The following is a 22,033-nucleotide window of genomic DNA, read 5'->3' as shown; positions in this document are numbered from 1 at the left end:
GGCAGGCGCAGCCGTCGATCGAGGAGGCCTTCCATGACCACCGAGACCCTGACCACCCCGGCACCGGGATCGGCGGCGGCCGAGGACGAGCCCGGCACTGTCCTCGCCGACCTCTGGTTCGACCCGCTGTGCCCGTGGGCGTGGCTGACGTCGCGCTGGCTGCTGGAGGTGGAGAAGGTCCGCCCGGTCCGGGTCCGCTGGCACGTGATGAGCCTCGCCGTGCTCAACGAGGGGCGCGACCTGCCCGAGCAGTACGCGGCCATGATGGCGAAGGCGTGGAGTCCGGTGCGGATCTGCATCGCCGCCGCCGAGCGGCACGGTGAGGGCGTCCTCGCCGCGCTGTACACCGCGCTCGGCCGCCGCCGGCACGTGGAGAAGGCCGAGTTCGACGAGGCGACCTTCGCCGCCGCCCTGGCCGAGGCGGGCGCGGATCCCGCGCTCGTCGCCGCGGCGACCTCGACCGAGTGGGACGCGAAGCTGCGGGCCAGCCACGCCGACGGCATCGGCCGCGTCGGCATGGACGTCGGCACCCCGGTCGTCGCGGTCGGCGAGAACGCGTTCTTCGGGCCGGTCATCACCCCGGCACCCAAGGGCGAAGACGCCGGCCGGCTGTGGGACGGAGTGCTGCTGGTCGCCGGCACGCCCGGCTTCTTCGAGCTCAAGCGCTCCCGGGACGTGGAACCGATCTTCACGTGATCAGGCATGATGACGCATCATGCGCGTCCATCTAGGTTCTGACCATGCAGGCTTCCACCTGAAGGCGGCGCTCGCCGAGCGTCTGGTGGAGCTGGGCCATGCGCCCGTCGACCATGGTCCCGTCGAGTACGACCCCGACGATGACTACCCGCCGTTCGTCCTGGCGGCGGCGCGGGCCACCGCGGCCGAGACGGACAGCCTCGGCATCGTCATCGGCGGTTCCGGCAACGGCGAGGCGATCGCGGCTAACAAGGTCGTGGGTGTGCGCGCGGCGCTGGTCTGGAGCGAGCAGACCGCGACGCTGGCTCGCCAGCACAACGACGCCAACGTGCTCAGCCTCGGCGCCCGCATGCACACCGTCTCCGAGGCGCTGGCGTTCGCGGAGGTCTTCCTCGCGACGCCGTTCAGCGGCGAGCAGCGGCACGTGCGTCGGCTGCGGATGCTCTCCGCCTACGAGCGGACCGGCGAGGTCCCCTCGGCGTCCGGCACGGCATCCCCGGCGTCCTGACCGACGACTGACCGACCTGGCGGGGCGGGGGCTGGCAGGCGGGGCGCTGGCGCGGGTCGGCGAGGTCCGGCGGACCGCCCGTCGGGTCGCCGCGGCGACCGCGGCCGGCCGCCGTCGCCCTGACCGGCCGCCGTCGTCTGTGCGTCCGCCGTCGTCCTGCCGCGTTCCGCCCCCTGTCCGTGCTCCGCCTCCTGCTTCGTCGCCTGTCCGTGCTTCGTCGCCGAACCCAGGTCCGTGGCCTGGCCATACCGCGCCGTAGGGAGATCGGGGTCGGCCGCCGGGGTGGTGCGTTGGCCGAGGCGCAGCACCACCACCCGTTCCGCTTCGGCGAGGTCGTCCTCGCTGGGCCGGGCGATGTCGCGCGCCCGCATCGCCGTCGCTGGGGGCAGCCGCGAGCGTCCGGCGCCGACCAGGCCGCGTAGCTGAGCATCGGGATCGCCGGCCTGGGGCGGTCGTACCCGCGGGCGGGCGGCGCGTTCGGATCGCGGCATGTGCCCTCCTTCGGCTGCCGTCCTTGCGGCGGCGCCGCCGGCCGGGCGCGGCGTCCACGAGTGTCGCCGGCCGTCGGCGCCGTGATCGTAGCCCGCGGAGAGCTGATGTGCCGGTCACATGTACGGGATCGGAGTCGGATCTGGCGATCCGAATCGATGACGCAGCGCGATTGCGCCCGCCGTTTGCGTCTCTTTCCGGGTGTCCCGGCTTACCTCGCGGGTGTCCGGATGCCCGCACAGGAGACCGCGCCGATGTCGGGCGCGATCGGGCCGCGTGGCGTCGGGTGGGACGGTCGGCCGCGGCGGCCGTCGGCCCTGGCAGCACCGGTCTGCCGGCAATCGTGGGGCCCGCCGTTGCGGCGTGCCGGCGAGGGAGTGGCGGATTCCGCAAGCCTCGTGGCGTGGCGAATCGGCGCCCGAGGAATGCCCGCATAGTGCTCCAGGTGGTCTTTCCTTGTTGTACGCGAGACCGGGCGGATATCTGACCGTCGGGAGTTCGTCGCTTTCCGTGATGGATCATTCTCGCGCGCCCGGCCGGCCGGGTCCACCCGCCGTCCGATCTGTTCTTCGGTGTCCGTATGCTGGGCCCGCTGGAGGAACGCCCGATTAGCCAATGTATGGCCGATAAGTGCCTGCCATGGAGTAAGGGGACGAAGGTCGGGATGGCGGACTTCGGGACACATACATTGACACTCTTGGTGAATCGTCTGAAACTGCATGCTGATCTCGTCCAGCCGTCACCAACCGCTGCGCCCTCGTTGGCGTCTGTCACCGGTCCCGCCGTCGCAGCCTAGGAGTTGAGTCTTGGACAGCGTGCCCGTGAGCGTCGTCATCCCGGCCTACAACGAGGCGATGCGCCTGCCCGGTTCGCTGCCCCAGCTGGTGTCGGTGATGCGCAAGATCCCCGACGCCGAAGTGATCTTGGTTGACGATGGGAGTACCGACGGCACCGCCGCCGTCGCGGAGGGGTATCTCGCCGGGTTGCCGGGCGGCCGGGTGCTGCGGCTGCCGTGGAACTCGGGCAAGGGCGCGGCGGTGCGCGCCGGTGTGTCGGTCGCGCACGGCGCCTCGATCGTCTTCATGGACGCCGACGGCGCCTCGGACGTCAACGATCTGCCGTTGTTGCTGGCCGCACTGGAACATGCCGAGGTGGCACTCGGCTCGCGCCGCATCGGCGACGGGGCGGTGCGCAGCAGCGGCCGTCGGGTCGGTAGCTGGGCCTTCAACCAGATCACCCGGTCGCTGGCCAGCCTGGACGTCGCGGACACCCAGTGCGGATTCAAGGCGTTCCGTGGTCCGGAGGCGAAGCTGCTGTTCAGCCTCGCCCGCTCGTCGGGATTCGGCTTCGACGTCGAGGTGCTCTCGATCGCTCGCTCGATCGGCTACCGCATCGCCGAGGTCCCGATCCACTGGGCGGAGATCCCCGGCAGCACGTTCCGGGTGACCCGGCACACGCCGTCGATGATCGTCGACGTGGTGCGGGCCCGCCGCTACCTCGGCCGCGCCACGCCCGGCCTGGTGGTGCCCGCCAGCCCTGCGTCGGCCGTCTCGCCCGCCCCGCCCGCCCCGGCCGACCCCGCCCCGGCCCCTCAGCCTGCCTCCGCCGGCCCGACTGACCTGGTTGTCCCGTCCGACCCGGTTGCCCCGCCGGACGCGGTTGCTGCTCCTGACCTCGCTGTCTCACCCGATACGGCTGTCCCGTCCGACTCGCCCGCTCCGCCGGCGCGAGAGGGTCCGGTGGCGCGAGAGGGTCCGGTGGGGCGAGGGAGTCCGGTGGGGCGCCCCGACCGTGCCGGCGCGCCTGCCCGGTCGGTGGGCGGCGCATTCCCGCGGGCTCCGCTGTCGCCGCCGCGCCGCCCGCGGCCCGAGGCGGTCCAGCCCACCGCGGCGCGCCGGATGGACCCGGCTGCGGGGGCCTCCGGCGCCGGGCGGTCCCTGGCGGACCCGGTCGTGCTCGGGTCGGCCGCGGCGGCCGCCGGCGCGGGCCGCACCTCGGACGCCGGGGGTGCAGGGTTGATCCTTCCGGGTGCCACGATCAGTCTCCCGAGCCCGGGTGTGAGCCGGCTCCCGAGCCCGGGGGTCGCCCTCGCGCAGGCGGGGGGGTCCACCGACGAGGCCGTCGTGACCATCCCGTCGCCGGGTGGGGAGCCGACGCCGGCGGCGACGGCCGCGCTCGCCGCGGCGCTGACGAGGGCGAGGGCGACGGCGACGGCTGTGGGCGGCGCCGAGGCGCCGGTGCGCCCCGCGCCTGAGCGGGATGGCGCGGGGCGCTCGTCGTAGCGCTGGCCCCCGGGTCCGTAGACCCTGGGGCATCTCGAGTGAGCGGGACGGGGCGCAGGGGGTGCTATCGGGCGGGGAGGGGCGAGACATCCCGATTCCGGCACCCTAGGTAAGGTCGGGCGTACCAGTTCTCGACCCTGGAGCCAGCGATCTTCTCCCCCGCCCGCGGTCCCGTCGCGACGGCGACCGGCCCGCGCGTGGCCCGGTCATCCGCCGCATTCACCTCCGCCCCCGCCTCCTCACCACGCGCCCGCCGGACCTCGCGGTGGCCGCTGCTCGGGATGGCGGTGGGGTTCGCGGTGCTCTACCTGCTTCAGGCGCCCGGCCGGCTGACCGCGGACACCAAGCTCGACGTCCCGCTCGACCCGTGGGGCTTCATGGGCCGGGCCACCCACCTGTGGAACTCCCTCGCCGAGTTCGGTTACGTGCCGAACCAGTACGTCGGCTACCTGTTCCCGATGGGGCCCTTCTTCGGCCTGGGCAAACTGGTCGGCCTGCCGCCCTGGATGACGCAGCGGCTGTGGATGGCGTTGCTGCTCACCGTCTCCTCGTGGGGCGTCGTGCGCCTCGCCGACGCGCTGCGCCTCGGCGTGCCCGTCACCCGGGTCCTGGCGGGGCTCGCCTACACCCTGTCGCCGATGTTCCTCGGCAAGGTCGGGGCGACCTCCGTCGCGCTCGCCGGCGCGGCGATGCTGCCCTGGATCACCCTGCCGCTCATCCTCGCGCTGCGCCCCGACGGCGCCCTCGGCGCGGACACCGGCACGGCCGCGCCCCCCGGCCCGCTGGACGGCTACGGGCGCCCCGAGGAGCACGACCCGGCCGTCGATCCGGCGCGGCGGCTCTCCCCGCGCCGCGCCGCCGCGCTGTCGGGCCTCGCCGTCCTGGGGACCGGCGGCATCAACGCCACCGTCACGCTCTGCGTGCTGCTGTGCCCGGCGGTGGTGCTCGTGTTCGCGGGCGGAACCCGCCGGGCGTGGGCGCTGCGAGCCTGGTGGGTGGTGGCGGTCATCCTCGCCTCGACCTGGTGGCTGCTCGCGCTGATGGTGCAGGGCCGCTACGGGCTGAACTTCCTCCCGTACACCGAGACCGTCGAGACGACGACGGCGACCACGTCGGTCGCCGAGGCGCTGCGCGGCGCGACGGACTGGATGGCCTACCTCCAGCTTCCGCGGCCCTGGCTGCCCGCCGCGACCGAGTACGTCTCCCGGCCGGTGCCGATAGTCGGCTCCGCGGCCGTCGCCGCGATCGGGCTGTGGGGGCTGTCCCGGCCGGACCTGCCCGCCCGCCGGTTCCTGCTGGTGACGCTCGCAGTCGGCACCGTCTCCGTCGCCGCGGCCTACCCGGGCGATCCGGGCAGCCCGTTGTCGGGGGTGGCGCGCGATCTGCTCGGCAACCAGCTCGGCTTCCTGCGCAACGTCTACAAGTTCCAGCCGGTGGTGCGGCTGCCGATCGCGCTGGGCGTCGGGCATGCGGTGGTCGCCCTGCCCGTTCGGGTCCGCCGCGCGCCCGCTCGACTGCGCCGCGCCGCCGGCCGGCGGAGCCCGGTGCGTCCTCGGACCGGCGTGATGACGGGCGCCGCAGCGGTGACGGTGGTCGCGCTCGTCTGCGGCATGACTCCCGCGTTGTCCGGCCGCGGGTTGCAGCCCCGCCCCTTCACCGCGGTGCCCGACTACTGGGTGCAGGCGGCCGACTGGCTCAGCGGGAACCCGCATGGCGGCCGGGCGCTGGTCCTGCCCGGTTCGCCGTTCGCCGAATACGACTGGGGCCGTCCACTCGACGAGCCGTTGCAGTGGCTGGCGAAGACGCCCTGGGGGGTGCGTAGCCTCATCCCACTCGGCGGAACCGGGGTGACCCGGCTGATGGACGGCATCGAACGCGAACTGGCCACGGGCTCCGCGCCGGGACTCGGTGAGGCGTTGGCCCGGGCCGGCATCGGCCAGATCCTGCTGCGCAACGACCTGGAGCAGAAGGACTGGGACATTCCCCCGTCCACCGACGAGCTGCACCGCGCGCTGCGTTCCTCCGGGCTGACGCCGGCCGCCTCGTTCGGCCCGCAGGTGTCCGCGCGCGCCTCGGCCAAGGAACGGCTCGTCCCGGAGTTGCGCAACCCGAAGCAGAAGGTGCCGGCGCTGGAGGTCTGGACGGTGCCGACGGGCGCGAAGCTGGTCCAGTCCTACGCCGCCGACAGGGCTGTCGTCGTCTCCGGCGGCCCCGAGGCGACGGTGCAGCTCGCCGCGCAGGGCCTGCTCGGCGCGGATCGGCCCGTCGTGCTCGCCGGCGACCTTGCCGACCCGTCCGCCCCGGCGGCGGCGTCGACCAGCCCGAACGCGATCAAGGCCGCGCCTGGGGAGGTGATCGAGCCGTCGACCGCCTGGGTCGACACGGATACCCTCACCCGCCGGGACAGCACCTTCGGCATCGTCCACGACGCCAACTCCTACCTGCTCGGGCCGACCGGCAACGCGGTGGGCAGGACCGGCGAGCCCCACCAGTGGGCCGAGGACGACGTGGCCGGTCACCAGACCGTCGCCGGCTTCGTCGACGGCATGTCGGTCACCGCCTCCTCCTACGGCTACGACCTGCTCGCCGCGCCGGATCTCGCGCCCCCGGCCGCCGTCGACGGGTTCGACGCGACGGCCTGGACGGCCATGCGCAAGAAGGGCACCACCTCCGCCGGCCAGTGGATCCAGCTCGACGTCGGCCGCCGGATGACCGTGCCCTACATCGACATCAGCCTGCTGTCGGAGGGCCCCTGGCGACCGGCTGTGCGGGCGATGCGGGTGACCACCGAGGCCGGTGCGGTCGTGACCGAGGTGTCCCCGGTGGAGGACATCCAGCGCCTCGCCGTCCCACCCGGGGAAAGCCGCTGGTACCGGATCACGTTCGAGCGGGTCGACCGGGAGAACGACGACACCCTCGGCGCCGGCATCCGGGAGATCACCATCCCGGGCGTCACGTTCCAGCACTACGCGCAGCTCCCCGACGACGTCGGCCGGCTGTTCACCGGGGCCGACCAGGGAGACGTCGCATTCTCGCTGGCGCGGCAGCGGGTCGACCCGGCGCAGCCGTTCGGCGGGTCGGAGGAGCTGGCGCTGTCCCGACGCTTCGACGTGCCCCGGGAGATGACGTTCACCGTCAACGGTACGGCGAGCTTCCTGCCGCCCCCCCGGGGTACCCCGCCGGCGAACGACGCGGCGCTGGTCGTGCCCTGTGGCAGCGGCCCCACCCTGGTCGTCGACGGCGAGCGCTACCCGTTGCGAATCACCGGGCGCAACAGCGACGTCACCTCGGTGCTGCCGGTGCAGGTGTCGCTGTGCTCCGACGGCAGCCGCCTGACGCTGCCGGCCGGGACGCACCAGCTTCGCGTCGACCAGGGCCAGACCTCGATCCTCGTCGACTCCCTGGCGCTGATGGGTGCCGGGCGCCAGCCGGTAGCGCCGGCGGCGCGTGCGACGGTGGTGGGCCAGTGGGGTGCGGAGCGCCGGACCGTCCAGATCGGCGCGGGCGAGCGGGCGTTCCTCGCCGTCCGGGAGAACGCGAACACCTCGTGGTCGGCGAAGCTCGGCGGCACCACGCTGACGCCGGTGCGCCTCGACGGCTGGCAGCAGGGCTGGATCGTGCCGGCCGGCGCCGGCGGCACCATCGTCATCGACAACATCCCCGGCGCCGAGTACCGGCGTGACCTGATCGTCGGGCTGGTGCTGGTGCTGGTGCTCATCGGGCTGGCCGTGCTGCCGGAACGCTTCCGGCTGCGGCGCCGCTCCGACGAGAACGGGTACCCGGTCTTCCCGCGGCTGCCGCGGGCCTACCGGGCGCCCGGCGTGGCGCGCCCGTCGGGTGTACCGCCGTCGGGCCGTGCCGTGCGGGTGCTGTGGACCGGGCTGGCGATGGTCGCGCTGGTTCTGGTGGCCGGCCCGGTCGCCCTGGTGGTGCCGGTGTTCGTCTGGCTCGGGCGGTCGCGGCCGCAGGTGCTGGGATGGCTCGCCGCGCTCGCGATGCTCGGCGCGGGCATCGGGGTCGCGGTGGAACCGAACAGCCAGCCCGGGTCGGGGCACGGCGCGTTCGGGGTGCCCGTGCAGGTGCTCGGTTCGCTGGCGTTCGCCGCGGTGCTCGCCGCGCTGGCCGCCTGGGTCTGGGAACGGCCCGGCGCCCCGGACACCCCCGAGCGCGCCGACCTCACCGCGAACGGTGCCACCCCGGGCGCTCGCCGCCCCGACGGCCTCCGCCCCGACGGCCTCCGCCCCGACAACCCCCGCCCCGACGGCCTCCGCCCCGGCAACCCCCGCTCCGACAACCTCCGCCCCTTCGCCGACGGCGGTGGTGGTTACGGCGGTCGTGATTCCTCTGTCGGGCGGCAGACTTCCGGTGGCGGCAGGTGGACCGGAAGCAAGAGACTCGACTAGCGGCGCCGCGACACCGGCAGTTCGAACCTTGGCCGCCATCCGTTTCAGAAGGAGTCACCGGGCCATGACAATGGTTGTGAGCGGATCCTCGACCCGGCGGTCCGGAACGGCCCCCGCATCCGCGGCGGGCACGTCGCCGTTGATCGACACGGGGTGCGTCGAGCGGATGGCGCAGGCGATCCACCGCCGCTACCTGGACCACGAGCTCGGAAAGCGGCACGAGGCGGGTTCACGCCCGGGGCTGCGGCCGTGGGCGGAGCTGGCCGAGCCGCTGCGGGAGGCCAACCGCGCGCAGGCCGCCCAGTACGCGGCGATCGTGCAGGCCCGCGACTGGTCGATCATCTCCGCCGGGCCGGACGGCGACACCTTCACCTTCACCGACGCCGAGATCGAGGAACTCGCCCGCGACGAGCACGTGCGGTGGCGGCGGCACAAGGAGCGGCAGGGCTACTCCTACGGACCGCTGCGCAGTGACGCCGAGCCGGACAGGCGGCACCCGTCGATGGTGGACTGGGAGGAGCTCACCGAGGAGGACCGCGACCGCGACCGCGACGTCATCCGCAACATGCCCGCCGTGCTGGCGCAGGCGCGGCTGCAGGTCATCCGCCGGCCGGCCGTCGACGCGGGCTGAACCGCGCCGCGTCAGTCGAAGCCGTTCTCGCGCAGCCACCGGCGCCGCTGGCGGGCGAGCAGGAGCCGGATGGCCCGGGGCCGGCGGGCGTAGTCCTCCTCCAGGATGCGGCGACGGATGGTCGCGTCGCTGACGTAGCGGAAGCCGTCCTCGTCCGCCGATTCGCGAAACCCCATCTCGACCAGATCCTGCAGGTCCGGGGTGCGGTCCACCCACCCCAGCAGGAACCGCGACGCGTCGGGGAGCTCTACCGCCGCGGCGGTGAACTCGTGGGATGGGTCAAGGCGCAGCAGGCTCGCCGTCCGCCAGAGCGGGGCGAGCGCGCCTAAGTCGTCGCGGTGGTCCATGCTGCGCAGGCTGGCGAGGGCGACGGCGAGCAGCCCCAGGCGCAGCAGGTCGGGTTCGGTACGGCGAACCGCCAGTGAGGCCATCCGCACCCCGAAGGCCCGCAGGGTCTCCGCCTCCACCTCCGGTCGGATCAGGTCGAGTAGCTGCTCGAGACCGCCGCCGCGTCGCACCTTGCCCAACAGTTCGACGATGGCGAGGTCGCGTTCATGGGGAATCGTTTGATTCGCGTAGTGTGTAGACGATCCGCCCGTGAGGCAGACGAGATCCGCGAGTTCAATCCGGTCCGACGGGCACCTCTCGTCGCCGTTCATGGCACTCCTTTCGGGAATCGGCCGGCCGGCGCAGTCCTGCGACGAGATGGCCGAGTGCCCCGATCGCGCAGAGTGTCGCCATGATGACCGAGAGGATCATGAGGGCATCCTCTCAGGTCCCGCCAGTGCCGACCAGTGGGTAACACTCGGTGACAGGGTGCCCGTTTCGGGGCGGGGGGTAGGACGAGGGTGCGGGCCGCAGCCGACCTTTGGAATTCGTTACACCCCTAAATCGGCTACTTTGCGTGAGGAGCGGGCTGGTGCCCTGGATGGGCCGTATGCCCCGACCAACCCAGCTTTTATGGCCTCTGCCTGCCATGTCCCTGTTCGGGGTGACCTTGCGGAGGTGGGTTCGGACAGGCCGGCGACGGGTGACCTCTCTCCCAAGCAAGCGATTTCCCCTGGTTACGCTGGACCTGCTCCTCGACGGCGACGCGCGCCATCGCCGTGAAACCGCGAAATCCCCCCAGAGAGGCCGGCCTACGACAATGGGATTGGCGCAGGACGGCGGGGCTCCGGCACCGCCGATACCCGACCGGGTGTTGACTCCGGGTGAGCAGATTCTCGCCGCGTCGGACCGGGCGAGTGCGCCGCTGACCTGCGGGCTGTTCGTCCAGACGACGGGGCGGCTGGACCCGGCGCGGCTGCGGGCAGCCGTGTGGTCAGCGATCCGTCGTCATCCGATGGCCCGCGCTGTGCTGTATGGATCCCGCCAGCACGCCTGGCGGTTCGCCGCCGAACCCACGGCCGATCCGGTCGGCTTCGTCGACGACGGAACCGACGGGTGGCGCATCCACGAGATCCTGTCGTCGGCGCCGTTCGACCTGCGCCGCTACCCGCCGATCCGGGTGGCGCTGATCCGTCGGGCCGACGGCGACCAGCTCAGCGTGGTGGCCCATCACCTCGCCTTCGACGGGCTGCGACTCGCCGCGCTCGTCGCCGAGATCCTCGAGCACTACCGCGCGACGGCCGACGCCGACCGAGACGGTGCCGTCGCACCGGGCGAGGGTCACCGCGGCGTGCCGGCGGGCGTGCAGCCGCTCGCCCGGGCCGGTGCGCCCGGCTGGGCCACACTCGTCCGCCACTCCGGGCGCTACATCACGCCGCTGGCGGCGGGCGGCGACGGCTACGGATTCCATCCGCTGATCCTGCCGGCGCCCACCGACCGGCGGACGTTGCCGGACGGCCGGCAGATGACCATCAACGATCTGCTGATCGGCGCGGCGCATCTGGCGGTCGACCGGTGGAACTCCCGCCGGGGCGGGGGGTCCAGCCGGCTGCGGGTCCGGATGCCGATCGCCCTGGCGTTCTCGCCGTCACCGTCGCCGTCGGCCGCGGGGTCGTCGATCCCCGCGCCGGGCGAGATCGGCGGCAATCAGACCGGTCTGAAGATCATCTCGAGTGAGGTCGCGGACCGGGTCGACGCGCTACAGCTCGCCGTCCGCGTGGTGGAGCAGACCGACCTGGCCAAGCAGGCCGCCCCGCCGGTGGTGCCGGGGCTCTCCGGTGCGCTCGGGGTCGCCGCGGCGCGGTTCGTGCCCGGCCCGTGGCGCAGCACGCTGCTGCGCTGCGGAGTGGCCGCGGGGCGCCCGGTGCTCGCCCCGACCGCCGCGGTGAGCAACCTCGGTCGCTTCGACGACCTGGCCGGGGCTGCCGGGCTGCCGATCAGCGCCGTGTACTTCACCGGGACGGCCGGGATGCCGCAGGGGTTGTTCATCGGCGTGCTCGGGATGGGCGACAGCCTGAACATCACGTTCGGCTATCACCGCCATCTCCTCGGGCCCGGCTCGGTGCCGGCCTTCGCGGATCTGTTCCGAGCCGCCTTCGCCGAGCTGGGTGCCACCGGTGCCAGCGCGCCGACACCGGTGACCGTGCCCACGCCCGCCGTGGCCAGGGCCCCGCGGCCGGACCGCGCGGTGGGGCCCGCGGTGACCACCCGCCGCGGCGGAGCCGTCCCGTCGCGTTGACGCGGGGCCGGGTGGCGCGACGGCGGGCCCTGGGCACCGCCCGTCCGGGACCGTCACCCGCGGCCGGCGGACACCCGGGCGGCCGCCCGCGGGAAACCGGGGGCCGGCGGTGCGTCGGCCCCCGACACCAGCTCGCGGCTCGCGGCGAGCAGCAGGTCCTCCCCGGTGCCGGGGCGCAGCCGAGGCTCGGCGGACACTCCGGCCCGGGCCAACGCCGCCCGCGCGGCGGCCTCGCCGGCGCCGTAGAGGATGGCGACCACCTCGTCGGCGTCGAGATCCGGCCGGTACACCAGGTCGGTGCGGCGCAGGGCGGGGCGGGGCGCGCCGGCCGGCAGGGTGAACGCGGCGCGGGTGAGCTCGTCGTCGACCCGGCGGCGATCGCGCGCCGCCCGTCCGCCGTTGCCCGCGCGACGCGGCTGCGCCAGCCGGTCGATCTCGGCGGTGACGACCCGGGCGAGCAGCTCGGCGCCGGCGTCCCAGGTGAAGCCGGCCGCCCAGGCGCGCGCGGCCGCGCGCAGCCGGGCTGCGGCGGGCGGATCGGCCATCGTCCGCAGCGCCTTGCCGATTGTTCCCGCCAGCGGCACGCCGTCGTCGACGAGCCAGCCCGTCGTCCCGTCCCGGACCGCGTCACGCAGCCCCGGCACCCGGAACGCCACCGCCGGTACTCCGAGGGCGGCCGCCTCCAGCACCGACAGCCCCCAGCCCTCCCCGTGCGAGGGGTTCACCGTCAGCCAGGCCGAGGCGAGCAGCCGGTCGCGGGTGGCCGCGTCGGTGTAACCATGCCACCGAACCACGTCGCCACCGCGGGAGCCGCCGCCGCGGGAGTCGCTCTCCCCGAGGGCGCCGTCCCCGGGCGCGGTCGTCAGGCCGAGCGCAACCGCGCGGGCGACCAGCCGCTGCCGGTCGGGGCCGTCGCCGACGACATGGACGGTGAGTCCCGGATGAGCGGCGACCAGCGCCGGCAGCGCGTCGAGGAGCAGGTGCAGCCGCTTGTGCGGCACGAGCCGACCGACGCACACGATCGTCGGCGCCGCGGCGGGACGTCCCGCCGCCGGGTCCGCCCCATCCCCCGAGGACGCCATGCCGGCGGCGGTCGTGGGGGAGGGGACGGGGACGGTCGTGGGGGAGGGGACGGCGGCGGTCACGCCGTTGGGGACGAGGAAGCGCGGGCCGGGCAGGCCCAGCACCCCGCGCGCCTCCGCCCGGGTCGAGGGGGAGACGACGACGACCGGGCGGCGCCGGTAGACCAGCCGGCTGCCCGGTGCCTCGAGCACCTGCCCGACCTTGGCCACCGGACCCGGGAAGTACAGCGGGAACTGCTTCTGGTGGACGTGGTGCAGCACCTGGACGATCGGCGTGGACGCCGGCAGCACCAGGGGGCTGAAGAACGGGATCCCGTTCTGGCAGTCGACGACCGCGTCGACGCGGTGTCCGCCCCGCCCGAGGCCCGCCAGCCGGCCCAGCACGGACGGATAGACCCCGAAGGTGCCACCGCCGCGACGGACGTCCACCCCGGCCACGTGCTCGGCCACCGGGAGCGCCGGTTCCCCGTCCTCGGCGGGCCGGGAGGTCAGCAGCGTCACCCGCGCGCCGGCTGCGGCGAACCGCTCGGCGATCGACTGGCAGAACAGCTCCGCCCCCCCGGCCTGCGGGTGGTCCTGATCACGCCAGTTGAGGAACACCACGTGCCGGCCGGCGAGGGTGGGCAGGTACCGGTGCTCCCCGAGCCCGACGGGATGCGGCGTGCTGGGGCTTCCGATCACCGGTGGCGTTCCTCTCGGTCCGATCGACAGGGCTTAGCATGTTCGCCTGCAACCTACAGATGTCGGAAAAATCGGCGCGCACATACCATTGCCGGTGTTCCGCCACGGGTGATCGACGTGTTCCGTTCCCGATGGGGAGACTGATGGCGAAGCCCTCGCGAGAGGCTGTGTCCGGCCTGCTGGCCGGCCCGGCAGCCCTGGCGGTCGCCGGCATGCTCGTCAACGGCTGTAACCTGCTGATGAACCTGATCGTCGCGCGCGCGCTCGATTCCGACGCCTACGGCGCCGTGTCCGTTCAGGTGAGCATCTTCCTGATCCTGTCGGTCGCCGGCAACGCCCTGCTCATCGCCGTCGTGCAGCACGAGACGTCCGGGACCGGGGACACCCGCCGCGAGCAGTGGTCCTGGATTCGCCGGCTGCGCGGGGCCTGCGGCGTCGGGATCGTCGTCGCCACCGTCGCCGCCCTGGCGTTGTCCCGCCCGGCGGCGGCGCTGATGTCCTACCCCCACCCGGTGGCGATCGCCGAGGCCACGATCGGGGCCGCGCTGTGGACGCTGCTGTGCGTCGAGCGCGGCCTGATGCAGGCCCGTGGCGCCTATCAGCGGCTGGCCGTGAACTTCGTGGTCGAGGGCTTCGTCCGGATCGGTCTGGTGATCGTCTTCGTGGTCTCGGGCATGGGGGTCAACGGTGCGGGGCTCGGCATCGTCATCGGCGTGATCGTGGGCGCCGAGCATGCCCGCTGGGCGGTCGCCCGCACCCCGCGGCTACCCCGTCCGGCCGCCGTCCGCACGTGGTCGGCGCCGCTGCCCGACGACGGCACCCCGCCGGCCACCGGCCCGATCCCGATTCCGATTCCGGCCCCGCGAGCCAGCGCCCGCCAGAGTGTCATCGCCGACACCACCGTGGCGCTCGGTGCGCTCATCCCGCTGGCCCTGCTGCAGAACATGGACGTCGTCATCGTCGGCTGGCTGGGCACGGACGGGGTGGGCGGTTACGCGGCGATCTCAACGGCCTGCAAGGTGCCGGTCTTCATCGGGCTGGCGGTGGCCAACTTCCTGCTGCCCGAGGCGGCCCGCCGGCGCAAGGAGGGCCGTCCGGCCGGGGCGACCCTGGCGGTGGCCCTCGCGTTCGTCGTCGCGCCCGGCCTCTTTCTTGCCGCGATCGGCCTGGTCGGGGCGAAGTGGCTGCTGGGCCTGGTGTTCGGGCCCCACCTGACCGGTGCCGCCCCAGCCCTGTGGGTGCTGGCGCTAGCCATGACGCTGCTGGCCGTCACCCTCATGTTCACCACCTACCTGCTCGGCGCGGGGGTGCGCCGGGTGGTCGGGGTGCTGGCGGTCGCCACGGTGGCGACGGCGGCGGCGCTGGTCTCGGCCGGGGGCGGCTCGATGGCGACGGCCACGGCGGCGCTTGCCGCCGAGTCGGTGACCGCGGTCGCGGTCGGGCTGCTCGTGGTCCAGCTCCATCACGCCGACCGGCAGGCGGCGGGCAGGAGGGTCAGCGACGACGGGCGCGGCGGCGAGGACGCGCCGCTCGGCGCCGCCTCGATCAGCGACGCGCGGCCCGAGGAGGGCTTCCCCGCACCGGTCTAGGCGCCCCCGGACGGGCGTGGTCCAAAGACCTTGTCCGATATGTCGTTCTGATCCGTCGGGTACGGTCGTCCTACTCGGCCGGGGCCCCCACCCTCCGGCCTCGAGAGGGCCCACCGGCGTTGAGAGGCGAGGCCACCGCACATGCCATCCAAGATCCGTTCGGATGCCGACGGCGGTGAGCGCGGGCGCACCACAGTCGGCAGATATGGCCGTCGCGGCAGGGACACCCCCGACGGCCAGGACCGGACAAGCCGTCCCGACACCGCTTCTCCGGCTGCCCCTGACTCGGCTGCCCCTGACTCGGGCGCCGCTGACTCGGGCGCCGCTGACTCGGGCGCCGCTGACTCGGGCGCCGCTGACTCGGGCGCCCCTCCTTCGGGCGCCGCGCCCTCGCACGCACGTGCCTTGGGCGCCCCGGACTCCGCGGCCCCGGACGGCGTGCCCCGGGATCGCGACCCCACCGGTCGGGGTGGTACCCCCGGCGACGGCACCGACGACCACGACACTCTGCCCGGTCGCGGCAGGCAGGTCCGGATCGGCAGGCAGGTCCGCTTCGGGAAGGGCCATGCCTCCGACGGCGGCCATGCCCCCGACGACAGCCGCGCCTCCGGCGGCGGCCATGTCCCTCCCGGCGGCCAATCCCCTCCCGGCGGCCATGCGCGTGCCGGCGGCCATGCGCGTGCCGGCGGCCACAGTGCCGACGGGCACGACGGCGGCGCCGGCAGCGACGATCACGACACCCTGCCGGGGCGTGCCGGTGCCCTCTACGGCGGCGACACCGACACCGACCAGACCGAACGCGGTCGCCGCGCTCGCCGCCGGGGCCGCGCCGGCCGGCGCGAGCGTGCCGCGCAGGCCGCCTGGATCGGGGCCGCGGACCTGCCCGGCGCCGACCAGCCGGAGAACCCCCCCACGCCGGTCGCGGTCGCGGAGAACGACCCGGCCGCGGGTGCGGAGCAGACCCGGCTCAGTCGCCGCCGGCTGCTCGTGACCGCCGTGGGGCTCGGTGCGGCCGCGGGCGGCGGGCTCATCGCCGGGCGGCTGCTGTCGTCGGAGGGGGCGGTCCCCGAAGGCCTGCCCCGGGGTCGGCCGTCCGCGCCGGTCGGCGGGGTCACCGCCGGCCCCTCCGTCTCGGCCGGTTCGGTGACGAAGCTGCCGGAGAACCTGCTGACCATCTACGGCGCGCCCGGCACCTTCGGGGAGTTCGACGGCGGCCAGACGACGGTCCGGGTCACCGAGGTGCCCGGGTGGGGCTTCGGCCCCGGCCAGGCCGCGTTCATGTCCGCGGTGTCGGCCGACGGCACCGTGTTCGTGACGACCACGCCGTTCTCCGACGACCAGTCGAAGCTGACCGGCACCGACATGGAGATCGAGGTCTTCGAGCCGGACATCGAGCGGTTCACCCGGCTGGTGATCCCGTCGACGAAGGGCCGGCTGAGCCTGCCCCGGCTCGATCCGAACTACCGCGGCGTCGGCGGCGGGGACACCTCCGACGTGATCGTCGTGCCCGGCCCGGACGGCGCCCAACGGGTGCTGTTCACGTCGCTGATGCCGTACTTCGGCTGGAACACGGCCGTGGACGGGGAGCTGCCGAGCGTGGGCCAGCTCCGCCGGGACCAGCCGACCGCACGGTGGGTCTACGACCCGCAGGAGTCCTGGACGGCGGAGCAGTTCGCCACGACGGCCTCGCCGTCCCTCGCGGCACGGGCCTTCCCGGTGCTCGGCCCGTTGCAGCCGCGTTCCTCGCGCGGGCCGGCGTCCATCGCCCGCCTGCCGCGCAGCGGGCACCTGGTCATCGCCCAGTACCTGGGCGCCGGCGGCGGCGGAACCGACAACGGGGCGCTGATCGTCATCGACCCGGCCGGCCGGGTCCTGGCGCACTGGCAGTATCCGCAGGTCCGACCGCTGGGCATCGCGCTGGTCGTCAACCCGCGAGAGGTCGTCGCCGATCCGACCAGCGAACCGGACGACGAGCGGTTCGTCCTGATCAGCGACGTGCGGGGCCTGGACTACAGCACCCAGCCGTTCCCGATCCAGGAGTTCTCCTACTCGGCGTCCCGCGGCACCATCACCCCGTGCAGCACCGCGGTGCGCGCCGTGCAGGACGGTTCCCGGATGGAGTCCGCCGTGTTCGGCGCGGACGGCACGCTCTACGTGGCGCGAACGAAGAGTGACGGCCTGCGCGCCGAGACCGTGGCCGTCTACCCGAAGCTCGGCCGCGAGCGCGGCCTGGTGACCCGCGCGCCGGCGACCGGCAACTGGCCGACGGACACCTGGGGTATCGCGAACCAGCCCGACTACCTGGTGGCCGGCACCGACCAGGGCGGACTGGTCCGCAGTGTCACCCTCGACCCGCGGACCGGCGCGATCCTGCTCGCCGGCCTCGACGGCCTGGTGCAGGTCGTGCGGCCGGCGGGGCGCGGCGCGCGGATGACCTTCCGCACCGAGCCGCCCATCGACGTGGGCCTGAACATGCTGCGCGGCCCGTCGACCCGCTACGTCGGGGTGCGCCGCGGCGCGGTCGACCCGCTGCGGCGCAGCCTGTGGCTGCCCGTCAACCAGATGGTGCTCGACGGCCTGCCCTGGCCGTACCCGCCGTTCAAGCTCGACCAGTGGCTGATGCGGGTCGACCTCGACGTTCTGCTGGGCGATGACTCAGGGTGACGACTCCCTAAGGGCTCAGGCTCTCTAAGGGTTCAGCCGCCGGCCACGGCGCGCAGCGGCAGCGCCAGCAGGTAGGGATCGAACCGGGCGTCGCGGAAGCCGACATGGCGGTAGAAGGCGCGCCCGGGTTCCCGCATCGCATGGGCGAGCAGCAGGGGTAGCCCGACCATCCGATGCACGGTGAGTGAGCGCATCACCGCGTCGCGGACGAGCCGGGCGCCGATCCCGCGGCCCTGGTAGCGCAGATCGACGGCGAGCCGGCCGACGAACATGGCCGCGACCGGCTCGGTCGGCCGCCGCGAGCGTCGGCGCGAGCCGGGGATGCGTTCCACGGCAGCCGTCGCCAGGCAGTAGTAGCCGGCGATCCGGTCGGCATCGAGGATCACGAACGTGTTCGTGGTCCGATCCTGCTGGTGTTCGAGGGCTCGGTGCCGCAGCCAACCGTCGAGCAGGTCATCCCCGCTGTTGAAGGTCGTGCGATCCATGGCCTCGGTCAGGGCCGCGGGTTTGGTCAGGGGCACTGCGTGACATCCTTCTTGCCGGGTCGGGGACGCGGTCGGGAGGCGGTGGGGGTGGGCGGTGGCTGACTACTCCGCGCCCGGCTCGTCGTCCAGCAGTCGGCGCAGCCGCGGGGCGTCCGCCGACGGCCCGTCGAGCAGCGCCTCGAACGCGGCCCAGTCCGTGTCCGGCACGCGGAACAGCCGCCTGTCGGCCAGCACCTCCTGGGCGTACCGCTTCATCGCCTCGACGGCGAAGTCCTCGAGGGACAGGCCCTCACCCTCCGCGGCGGAACGGATGACGCCCGCCGAGTCCGCGGGCAGCTGCACGGCGAGTCTGTCGTCCCTGGCGGCACTCATGCTGGCAGTCTGCTCCCCGCGCGTCCGGGCCCGCTCGCTGGGTCTGCCTCATCGTGACAGAAAGGACTGCGCGCCGTGCCGCCTTCGCCTGTTCCCACCGTCCCCCTCGCGCACGGCGCCCGGATGCCCCAGCTCGGGCTCGGGACCTGGCCGCTGGACGACCACACGGTCCAGGGCGTCGTGGAGCAGGCGATCGGGCTGGGCTACCGGCTGATCGACACCGCCCACAACTACGGCAACGAGAAGGGGGTCGGCGCCGGCCTGCGCGCAGCCGGAGTGGCCCGCGAGGAGCTGTTCGTCACCACGAAGTTCAACAAGCGCTCACACAGCGTGCGGGGGGTGCGCCGGGCAGCCGCGGAGAGCACCCGGCGGATGGGCCTCGACTACGTCGACCTGTTGCTCATCCACTGGCCCAACCCGTGGCGGGACCGGTACGTCGCCGCCTGGAAGGGCCTCGTCGACCTGGTGAAGGACGGTCAGGTGCGGGCCATCGGCGTGTCGAACTTCAAGACGACCCACCTGGACCGGCTGCTGGCCGAGACCGGGGTGGCCCCGGATGTCAACCAGATCCAGCTCGACCCGCGGCTCGGCCGGGGCGCGGTCCGCGCCTACCACGCCGAGCACGGCATCGTCACCGAGGCGTGGAGCCCGCTGGGTGCCGGCACCGGTCTGCTCGACGAACCCGTCATCATCCGGATCGCCGCCGCGCACGGCCGCACACCCGCGCAGATCGTGCTGCGTTGGCACATCGAGCTCGGCGTGGTGGCGGTGCCGAAGTCGGCCAGTCCGGCCCGGCTGGCCGAGAACATCGACGTGTTCGGCTTCAGCCTGACCGCGGCGGAGATCGCGGCCATCTCCGGCCTGGACCGCGGGGCCGCCGGCGAGGCCGACGCCCTGGACTCCGACGTCTTCGGACACTGACGTCCTCGGACACTGACGTCCTCGGACACTGACGTCCTCGGACACTGACGTCCTCGGACACTGACGTCCTCGGACACCGACGTCTCCGGACACCGACGTCTCCGGACACTGGCGTCCTCGGACACTGGCGTCCTCGGATACTGGCGCGGGCGAGCGGGCGCCGCCACGGGCGGGCACTGACGCCGACCGGCGTCGGTCAGGCGGTCATGTCTCGCCGCCGGAAGACCATCAGGGCGAGCAGCACCATGACGCCGGCGTAGACCATCCCGCGCAGCAGCGCGTCGGCGTAGGGCATGGGATCGGCGGCACCGCCGGTGGCGATCTCCTGCATGAGCTGCACCGGCAGCCAGGAACGCGCCGGGTGGTAGATGCGCGCGATCAGCATCTCCACCGGAAGCGCGTAGGCGAGCGCGACGGCGATCGCGGCCGCCGGTCCGCGCAGCAGGATCGCGGCCAACGCCCCGATGGCGGCGTACCCCAGCGAGCCGAGGCACAGGTTGACGAAGCCGGCGCCGAGATCAGCCAGCCCCGCCCAACTGCTCCAGGCGGCGGTGGACACCCCCCGGGTCGGTGCGAGCAGGAACGACAGCCCCACCGAGACGGCCGTGGCCGCCGCGACGACCAGGACGATGAAGGCTGCCAGGGCCAGCAGCTTGCCGGCGAGCAGCCGGGCCCGGTGCGGTCGGGCGACGAGTTGGTTGCGCAGGGTGCCGTGACTGTGGTCGCCGGCCAGCGCGGCGGCAACCACCGACAGCGCCACCACCCCCAGCAGGATGCTGACGGCCTGCACCCCCTGGATCAGGCCGTCCGACCGGGACAGGTCGGCGGCGGTGACCGGATCGCCGTCGAAGTCCCGGCGCCCGACCGAGAAGAAGGTCAGCACGGTGCCAAGGAGGGCACACGAGATCACGGCGCCGAGCGTGCCCAGCAGGAACCGGGGCCGCAGCAGCGGCACCCATTCGGCCCGGAATGCCGCGATCAAGTGGCACCCCCGCGGCTGTGGGCCGGGTCGAGCCCGGCGCCCGCGGGCGGCGGCACGCTCCCGTCCGGCTCCTGCCCGGCCTGGGCGGTACGGACCAGGTCGCCGTCGATCTCTCCGGTGACGCGCAGAAAAGTCTCCTCCAGGTTGGGCCGGTGGGTGCGCAGCGAGCGCAGGGTGATTCCGGCGCGCATCGCGAGCCGGTTGAGGTGGGCGGCCAGTCCCTCCGGGGCGTGCGCGGTGACGACCGGCAGGCGGCCCCGGGTGGTCGAGGCGTCCGGGGGACCGTTGCGCAGATCGATCTCGACACGCAGGCCCTCGTCGCCGAGCAGCCCGGCGAGCCGGCGCGCGTCGGCATCGTGCTCGGGGATCATCAGGATGCGGGGGTCCTCGGCCGCGAGCAGGTCGGTGACGTGGCCCTGGAACAGCATTCGCCCGCCGTTGATCATGACGAGGTGGTCGCAGATCTGCTCGACCTCGGTGAGCAGGTGGCTGGAGACGAAGACGGTCATCCCCCCGCCGGCGAGCTGGCCGAGCAGCGCCCGGATCTCCCGGATGCCCGCCGGGTCCAGACCGTTGGTCGGCTCGTCCAGGATGAGCAGGCACGGATCGGGCAGCAGGGCCGCGGCGATGCCCAGGCGCTGCTTCATGCCGAGCGAGTACGTGCTGAACCGGTCATCGGCCCGCTCGCCCAGGCCCACCTGGCCCAGCACCTCCTCGACGCGGCGCTGCCGGCGGGTCCCGCGCCAGCCCCCGATCCCGCGCAGGATCGCGAGCTGATCGAGGTTGCGCCGGCCCGACAGGCCCGGGTGGAAGGTCGGGCCCTCGATCATCGCGCCGACCCGGTGCAGGTAGCGGTCCGGCTCGGTGATCGGCTCGCCCAGGACGTGGCCGTGGCCGGCCGAGGGCCGGATGAGGCCCAGCAGCATCCGCAGCGTGGTGGACTTGCCGGCGCCGTTCGGCCCGACGAAGCCGGACAGCGCCCCGCGGGGCACCTGGAGGTCGAGATGGTCCACGGCGCGCCGAGCGCCGTAGCGCTTGGTCAGCCCGCGGGTCCAGATCGCCGTGTCGGCGCGGGCCAAGCCCGCCGCACCGTCCATGACGGCCGGTGTGGCGGCTGTCCCGTGGGCCGGGTCGTGGTTCGCATGGGCCGGGTCGGTGGCCGAACCGGAAGTCATCGTGGTGCTGCTCCCACCCTGTGTGTCGGATGCCCGCTGCAGGGGGCGCCCCGCAACGGCGAGCGTCGGGGACTGCGACCGGGGCGGTCCGTGAGCGCCCGCGGCCCGGTCGGGTGACGCGCACCCGCGAAAGTCAGGGGGCGGCACGTCCACGGATGTCAACGACCAGCCCGCGGGCCGGGTTCCGGCTCCACGGCTTCAACCTGTGTTTTCCCGCCGGTTGACCTCGTCACGCGCCGAGGCTCGGCGTGGACGAGCAAAACCGCCTTTTTAGCTGTATTGCCAGGCCAGATTCGTTTTTCGTACTACAGTTATTTGGCCCCTTTTTTGGACGAGACGTGGCGGTACCGCCGGCATGGCCCGGTCGCTCGGATCGCCTTACTTCGGCTGGCGGGCGCGCCGGCCCCGTCGGGTTGCAGGTCGGGGCCGCCCGCCAGACGAGCGGCG

The 22,033-nt window shown here is 73.8% G+C and carries 16 protein-coding genes; 9 read left to right on the top strand and 7 right to left on the bottom strand.

Annotated elements, in window-relative coordinates:
* Positions 1 to 33: 33 nt before the first annotated feature.
* Together AC5R91_RS11315 and AC5R91_RS11310 are read left to right on the top strand one after the other, a co-directional pair.
* Positions 34 to 696, top strand: a complete 663-nt coding sequence (locus AC5R91_RS11315; protein WP_495397100.1) for a DsbA family protein — start codon at positions 34 to 36, stop codon at positions 694 to 696.
* Between the two features lie 19 nt (positions 697 to 715).
* A complete protein-coding gene (locus AC5R91_RS11310; RefSeq protein ID WP_495397099.1) occupies positions 716 to 1,204 on the top strand; it encodes a ribose-5-phosphate isomerase in 489 nt (162 codons plus the stop codon).
* Here AC5R91_RS11310 and AC5R91_RS11305 read toward each other — a convergent pair.
* Positions 1,147 to 1,695: a hypothetical protein gene (locus AC5R91_RS11305; protein ID WP_495397097.1), complete on the bottom strand. Its 549-nt coding sequence runs from the start codon at positions 1,693 to 1,695 to the stop codon at positions 1,147 to 1,149. The genes AC5R91_RS11310 and AC5R91_RS11305 overlap by 58 nt on opposite strands.
* An 813-nt stretch (positions 1,696 to 2,508) precedes the next feature.
* Here AC5R91_RS11305 and AC5R91_RS11300 point away from each other — a divergent pair.
* The 3 genes from AC5R91_RS11300 (at position 2,509) to AC5R91_RS11290 (ending at position 9,009) form a co-directional block, all read left to right on the top strand.
* Positions 2,509 to 3,975, top strand: coding sequence for a dolichyl-phosphate beta-glucosyltransferase (locus tag AC5R91_RS11300; protein WP_495397944.1), 1,467 nt, complete (start codon positions 2,509 to 2,511; stop codon positions 3,973 to 3,975).
* A gap of 281 nt (positions 3,976 to 4,256) precedes the next feature.
* Positions 4,257 to 8,378, top strand: a complete 4,122-nt coding sequence (locus AC5R91_RS11295; RefSeq protein WP_495397096.1) for an alpha-(1->3)-arabinofuranosyltransferase domain-containing protein — start codon at positions 4,257 to 4,259, stop codon at positions 8,376 to 8,378.
* Between the two features lie 64 nt (positions 8,379 to 8,442).
* Positions 8,443 to 9,009 carry a RyR domain-containing protein gene (locus tag AC5R91_RS11290; protein WP_495397095.1) on the top strand — a complete coding sequence of 189 codons (567 nt, stop codon included), beginning with the start codon at positions 8,443 to 8,445 and terminating at the stop codon, positions 9,007 to 9,009.
* Between the two features lie 11 nt (positions 9,010 to 9,020).
* Here AC5R91_RS11290 and AC5R91_RS11285 read toward each other — a convergent pair whose 3' ends face one another.
* On the bottom strand, positions 9,021 to 9,668 hold the full coding sequence (locus tag AC5R91_RS11285) for a hypothetical protein (RefSeq protein ID WP_495397094.1): 648 nt from the start codon (positions 9,666 to 9,668) through the stop codon (positions 9,021 to 9,023).
* A 539-nt stretch (positions 9,669 to 10,207) separates the two neighbouring features.
* On the opposite strand from AC5R91_RS11285, the gene AC5R91_RS11280 reads away from it, so the two are divergent.
* Positions 10,208 to 11,635: a condensation domain-containing protein gene (locus tag AC5R91_RS11280; protein ID WP_495397093.1), complete on the top strand. Its 1,428-nt coding sequence runs from the start codon at positions 10,208 to 10,210 to the stop codon at positions 11,633 to 11,635.
* Positions 11,636 to 11,688: 53 nt separating this feature from the next.
* On the opposite strand, the gene AC5R91_RS11275 is transcribed toward AC5R91_RS11280, so the two are convergent.
* Entirely contained in the window at positions 11,689 to 13,398 is a 1,710-nt protein-coding gene (locus AC5R91_RS11275; RefSeq protein ID WP_495397092.1) for a glycosyltransferase family 4 protein, read from the bottom strand.
* Positions 13,399 to 13,541: 143 nt separating this feature from the next.
* On the opposite strand from AC5R91_RS11275, the gene AC5R91_RS11270 reads away from it, so the two are divergent.
* Positions 13,542 to 14,987 carry a lipopolysaccharide biosynthesis protein gene (locus tag AC5R91_RS11270; protein WP_495397091.1) on the top strand — a complete coding sequence of 482 codons (1,446 nt, stop codon included), beginning with the start codon at positions 13,542 to 13,544 and terminating at the stop codon, positions 14,985 to 14,987.
* A 405-nt stretch (positions 14,988 to 15,392) separates the two neighbouring features.
* Positions 15,393 to 17,651 (top strand): hypothetical protein, encoded by a 2,259-nt coding sequence (locus AC5R91_RS11265; protein WP_495397090.1) that lies wholly within the window; start codon positions 15,393 to 15,395, stop codon positions 17,649 to 17,651.
* A 32-nt stretch (positions 17,652 to 17,683) separates the two neighbouring features.
* Here the strand turns inward: AC5R91_RS11265 and AC5R91_RS11260 are convergent, their stop codons facing one another.
* Positions 17,684 to 18,172, bottom strand: coding sequence for a GNAT family N-acetyltransferase (locus AC5R91_RS11260; RefSeq protein WP_173667257.1), 489 nt, complete (start codon positions 18,170 to 18,172; stop codon positions 17,684 to 17,686).
* Between the two features lie 66 nt (positions 18,173 to 18,238).
* Entirely contained in the window at positions 18,239 to 18,508 is a 270-nt protein-coding gene (locus tag AC5R91_RS11255; RefSeq protein ID WP_495397089.1) for a type II toxin-antitoxin system TacA family antitoxin, read from the bottom strand.
* A gap of 75 nt (positions 18,509 to 18,583) precedes the next feature.
* Between AC5R91_RS11255 and AC5R91_RS11250 the strand changes: the two genes are divergently transcribed.
* Positions 18,584 to 19,429: an aldo/keto reductase gene (locus AC5R91_RS11250; RefSeq protein ID WP_495397088.1), complete on the top strand. Its 846-nt coding sequence runs from the start codon at positions 18,584 to 18,586 to the stop codon at positions 19,427 to 19,429.
* A gap of 196 nt (positions 19,430 to 19,625) precedes the next feature.
* Here the strand turns inward: AC5R91_RS11250 and AC5R91_RS11245 are convergent, their stop codons facing one another.
* On the bottom strand, positions 19,626 to 20,411 hold the full coding sequence (locus tag AC5R91_RS11245; protein ID WP_495397087.1) for a DUF2705 family protein: 786 nt from the start codon (positions 20,409 to 20,411) through the stop codon (positions 19,626 to 19,628).
* Positions 20,408 to 21,586 (bottom strand): ABC transporter ATP-binding protein, encoded by a 1,179-nt coding sequence (locus AC5R91_RS11240; protein ID WP_495397086.1) that lies wholly within the window; start codon positions 21,584 to 21,586, stop codon positions 20,408 to 20,410. Before AC5R91_RS11240 ends, AC5R91_RS11245 begins: the two co-directional genes overlap by 4 nt.
* Positions 21,587 to 22,033 lie beyond the last annotated feature (447 nt).

The sequence above is a fragment of the Frankia sp. BMG5.60 genome (genome assembly GCF_059428125.1).
This window is presented reverse-complemented; position numbering and strand designations above follow the sequence as displayed.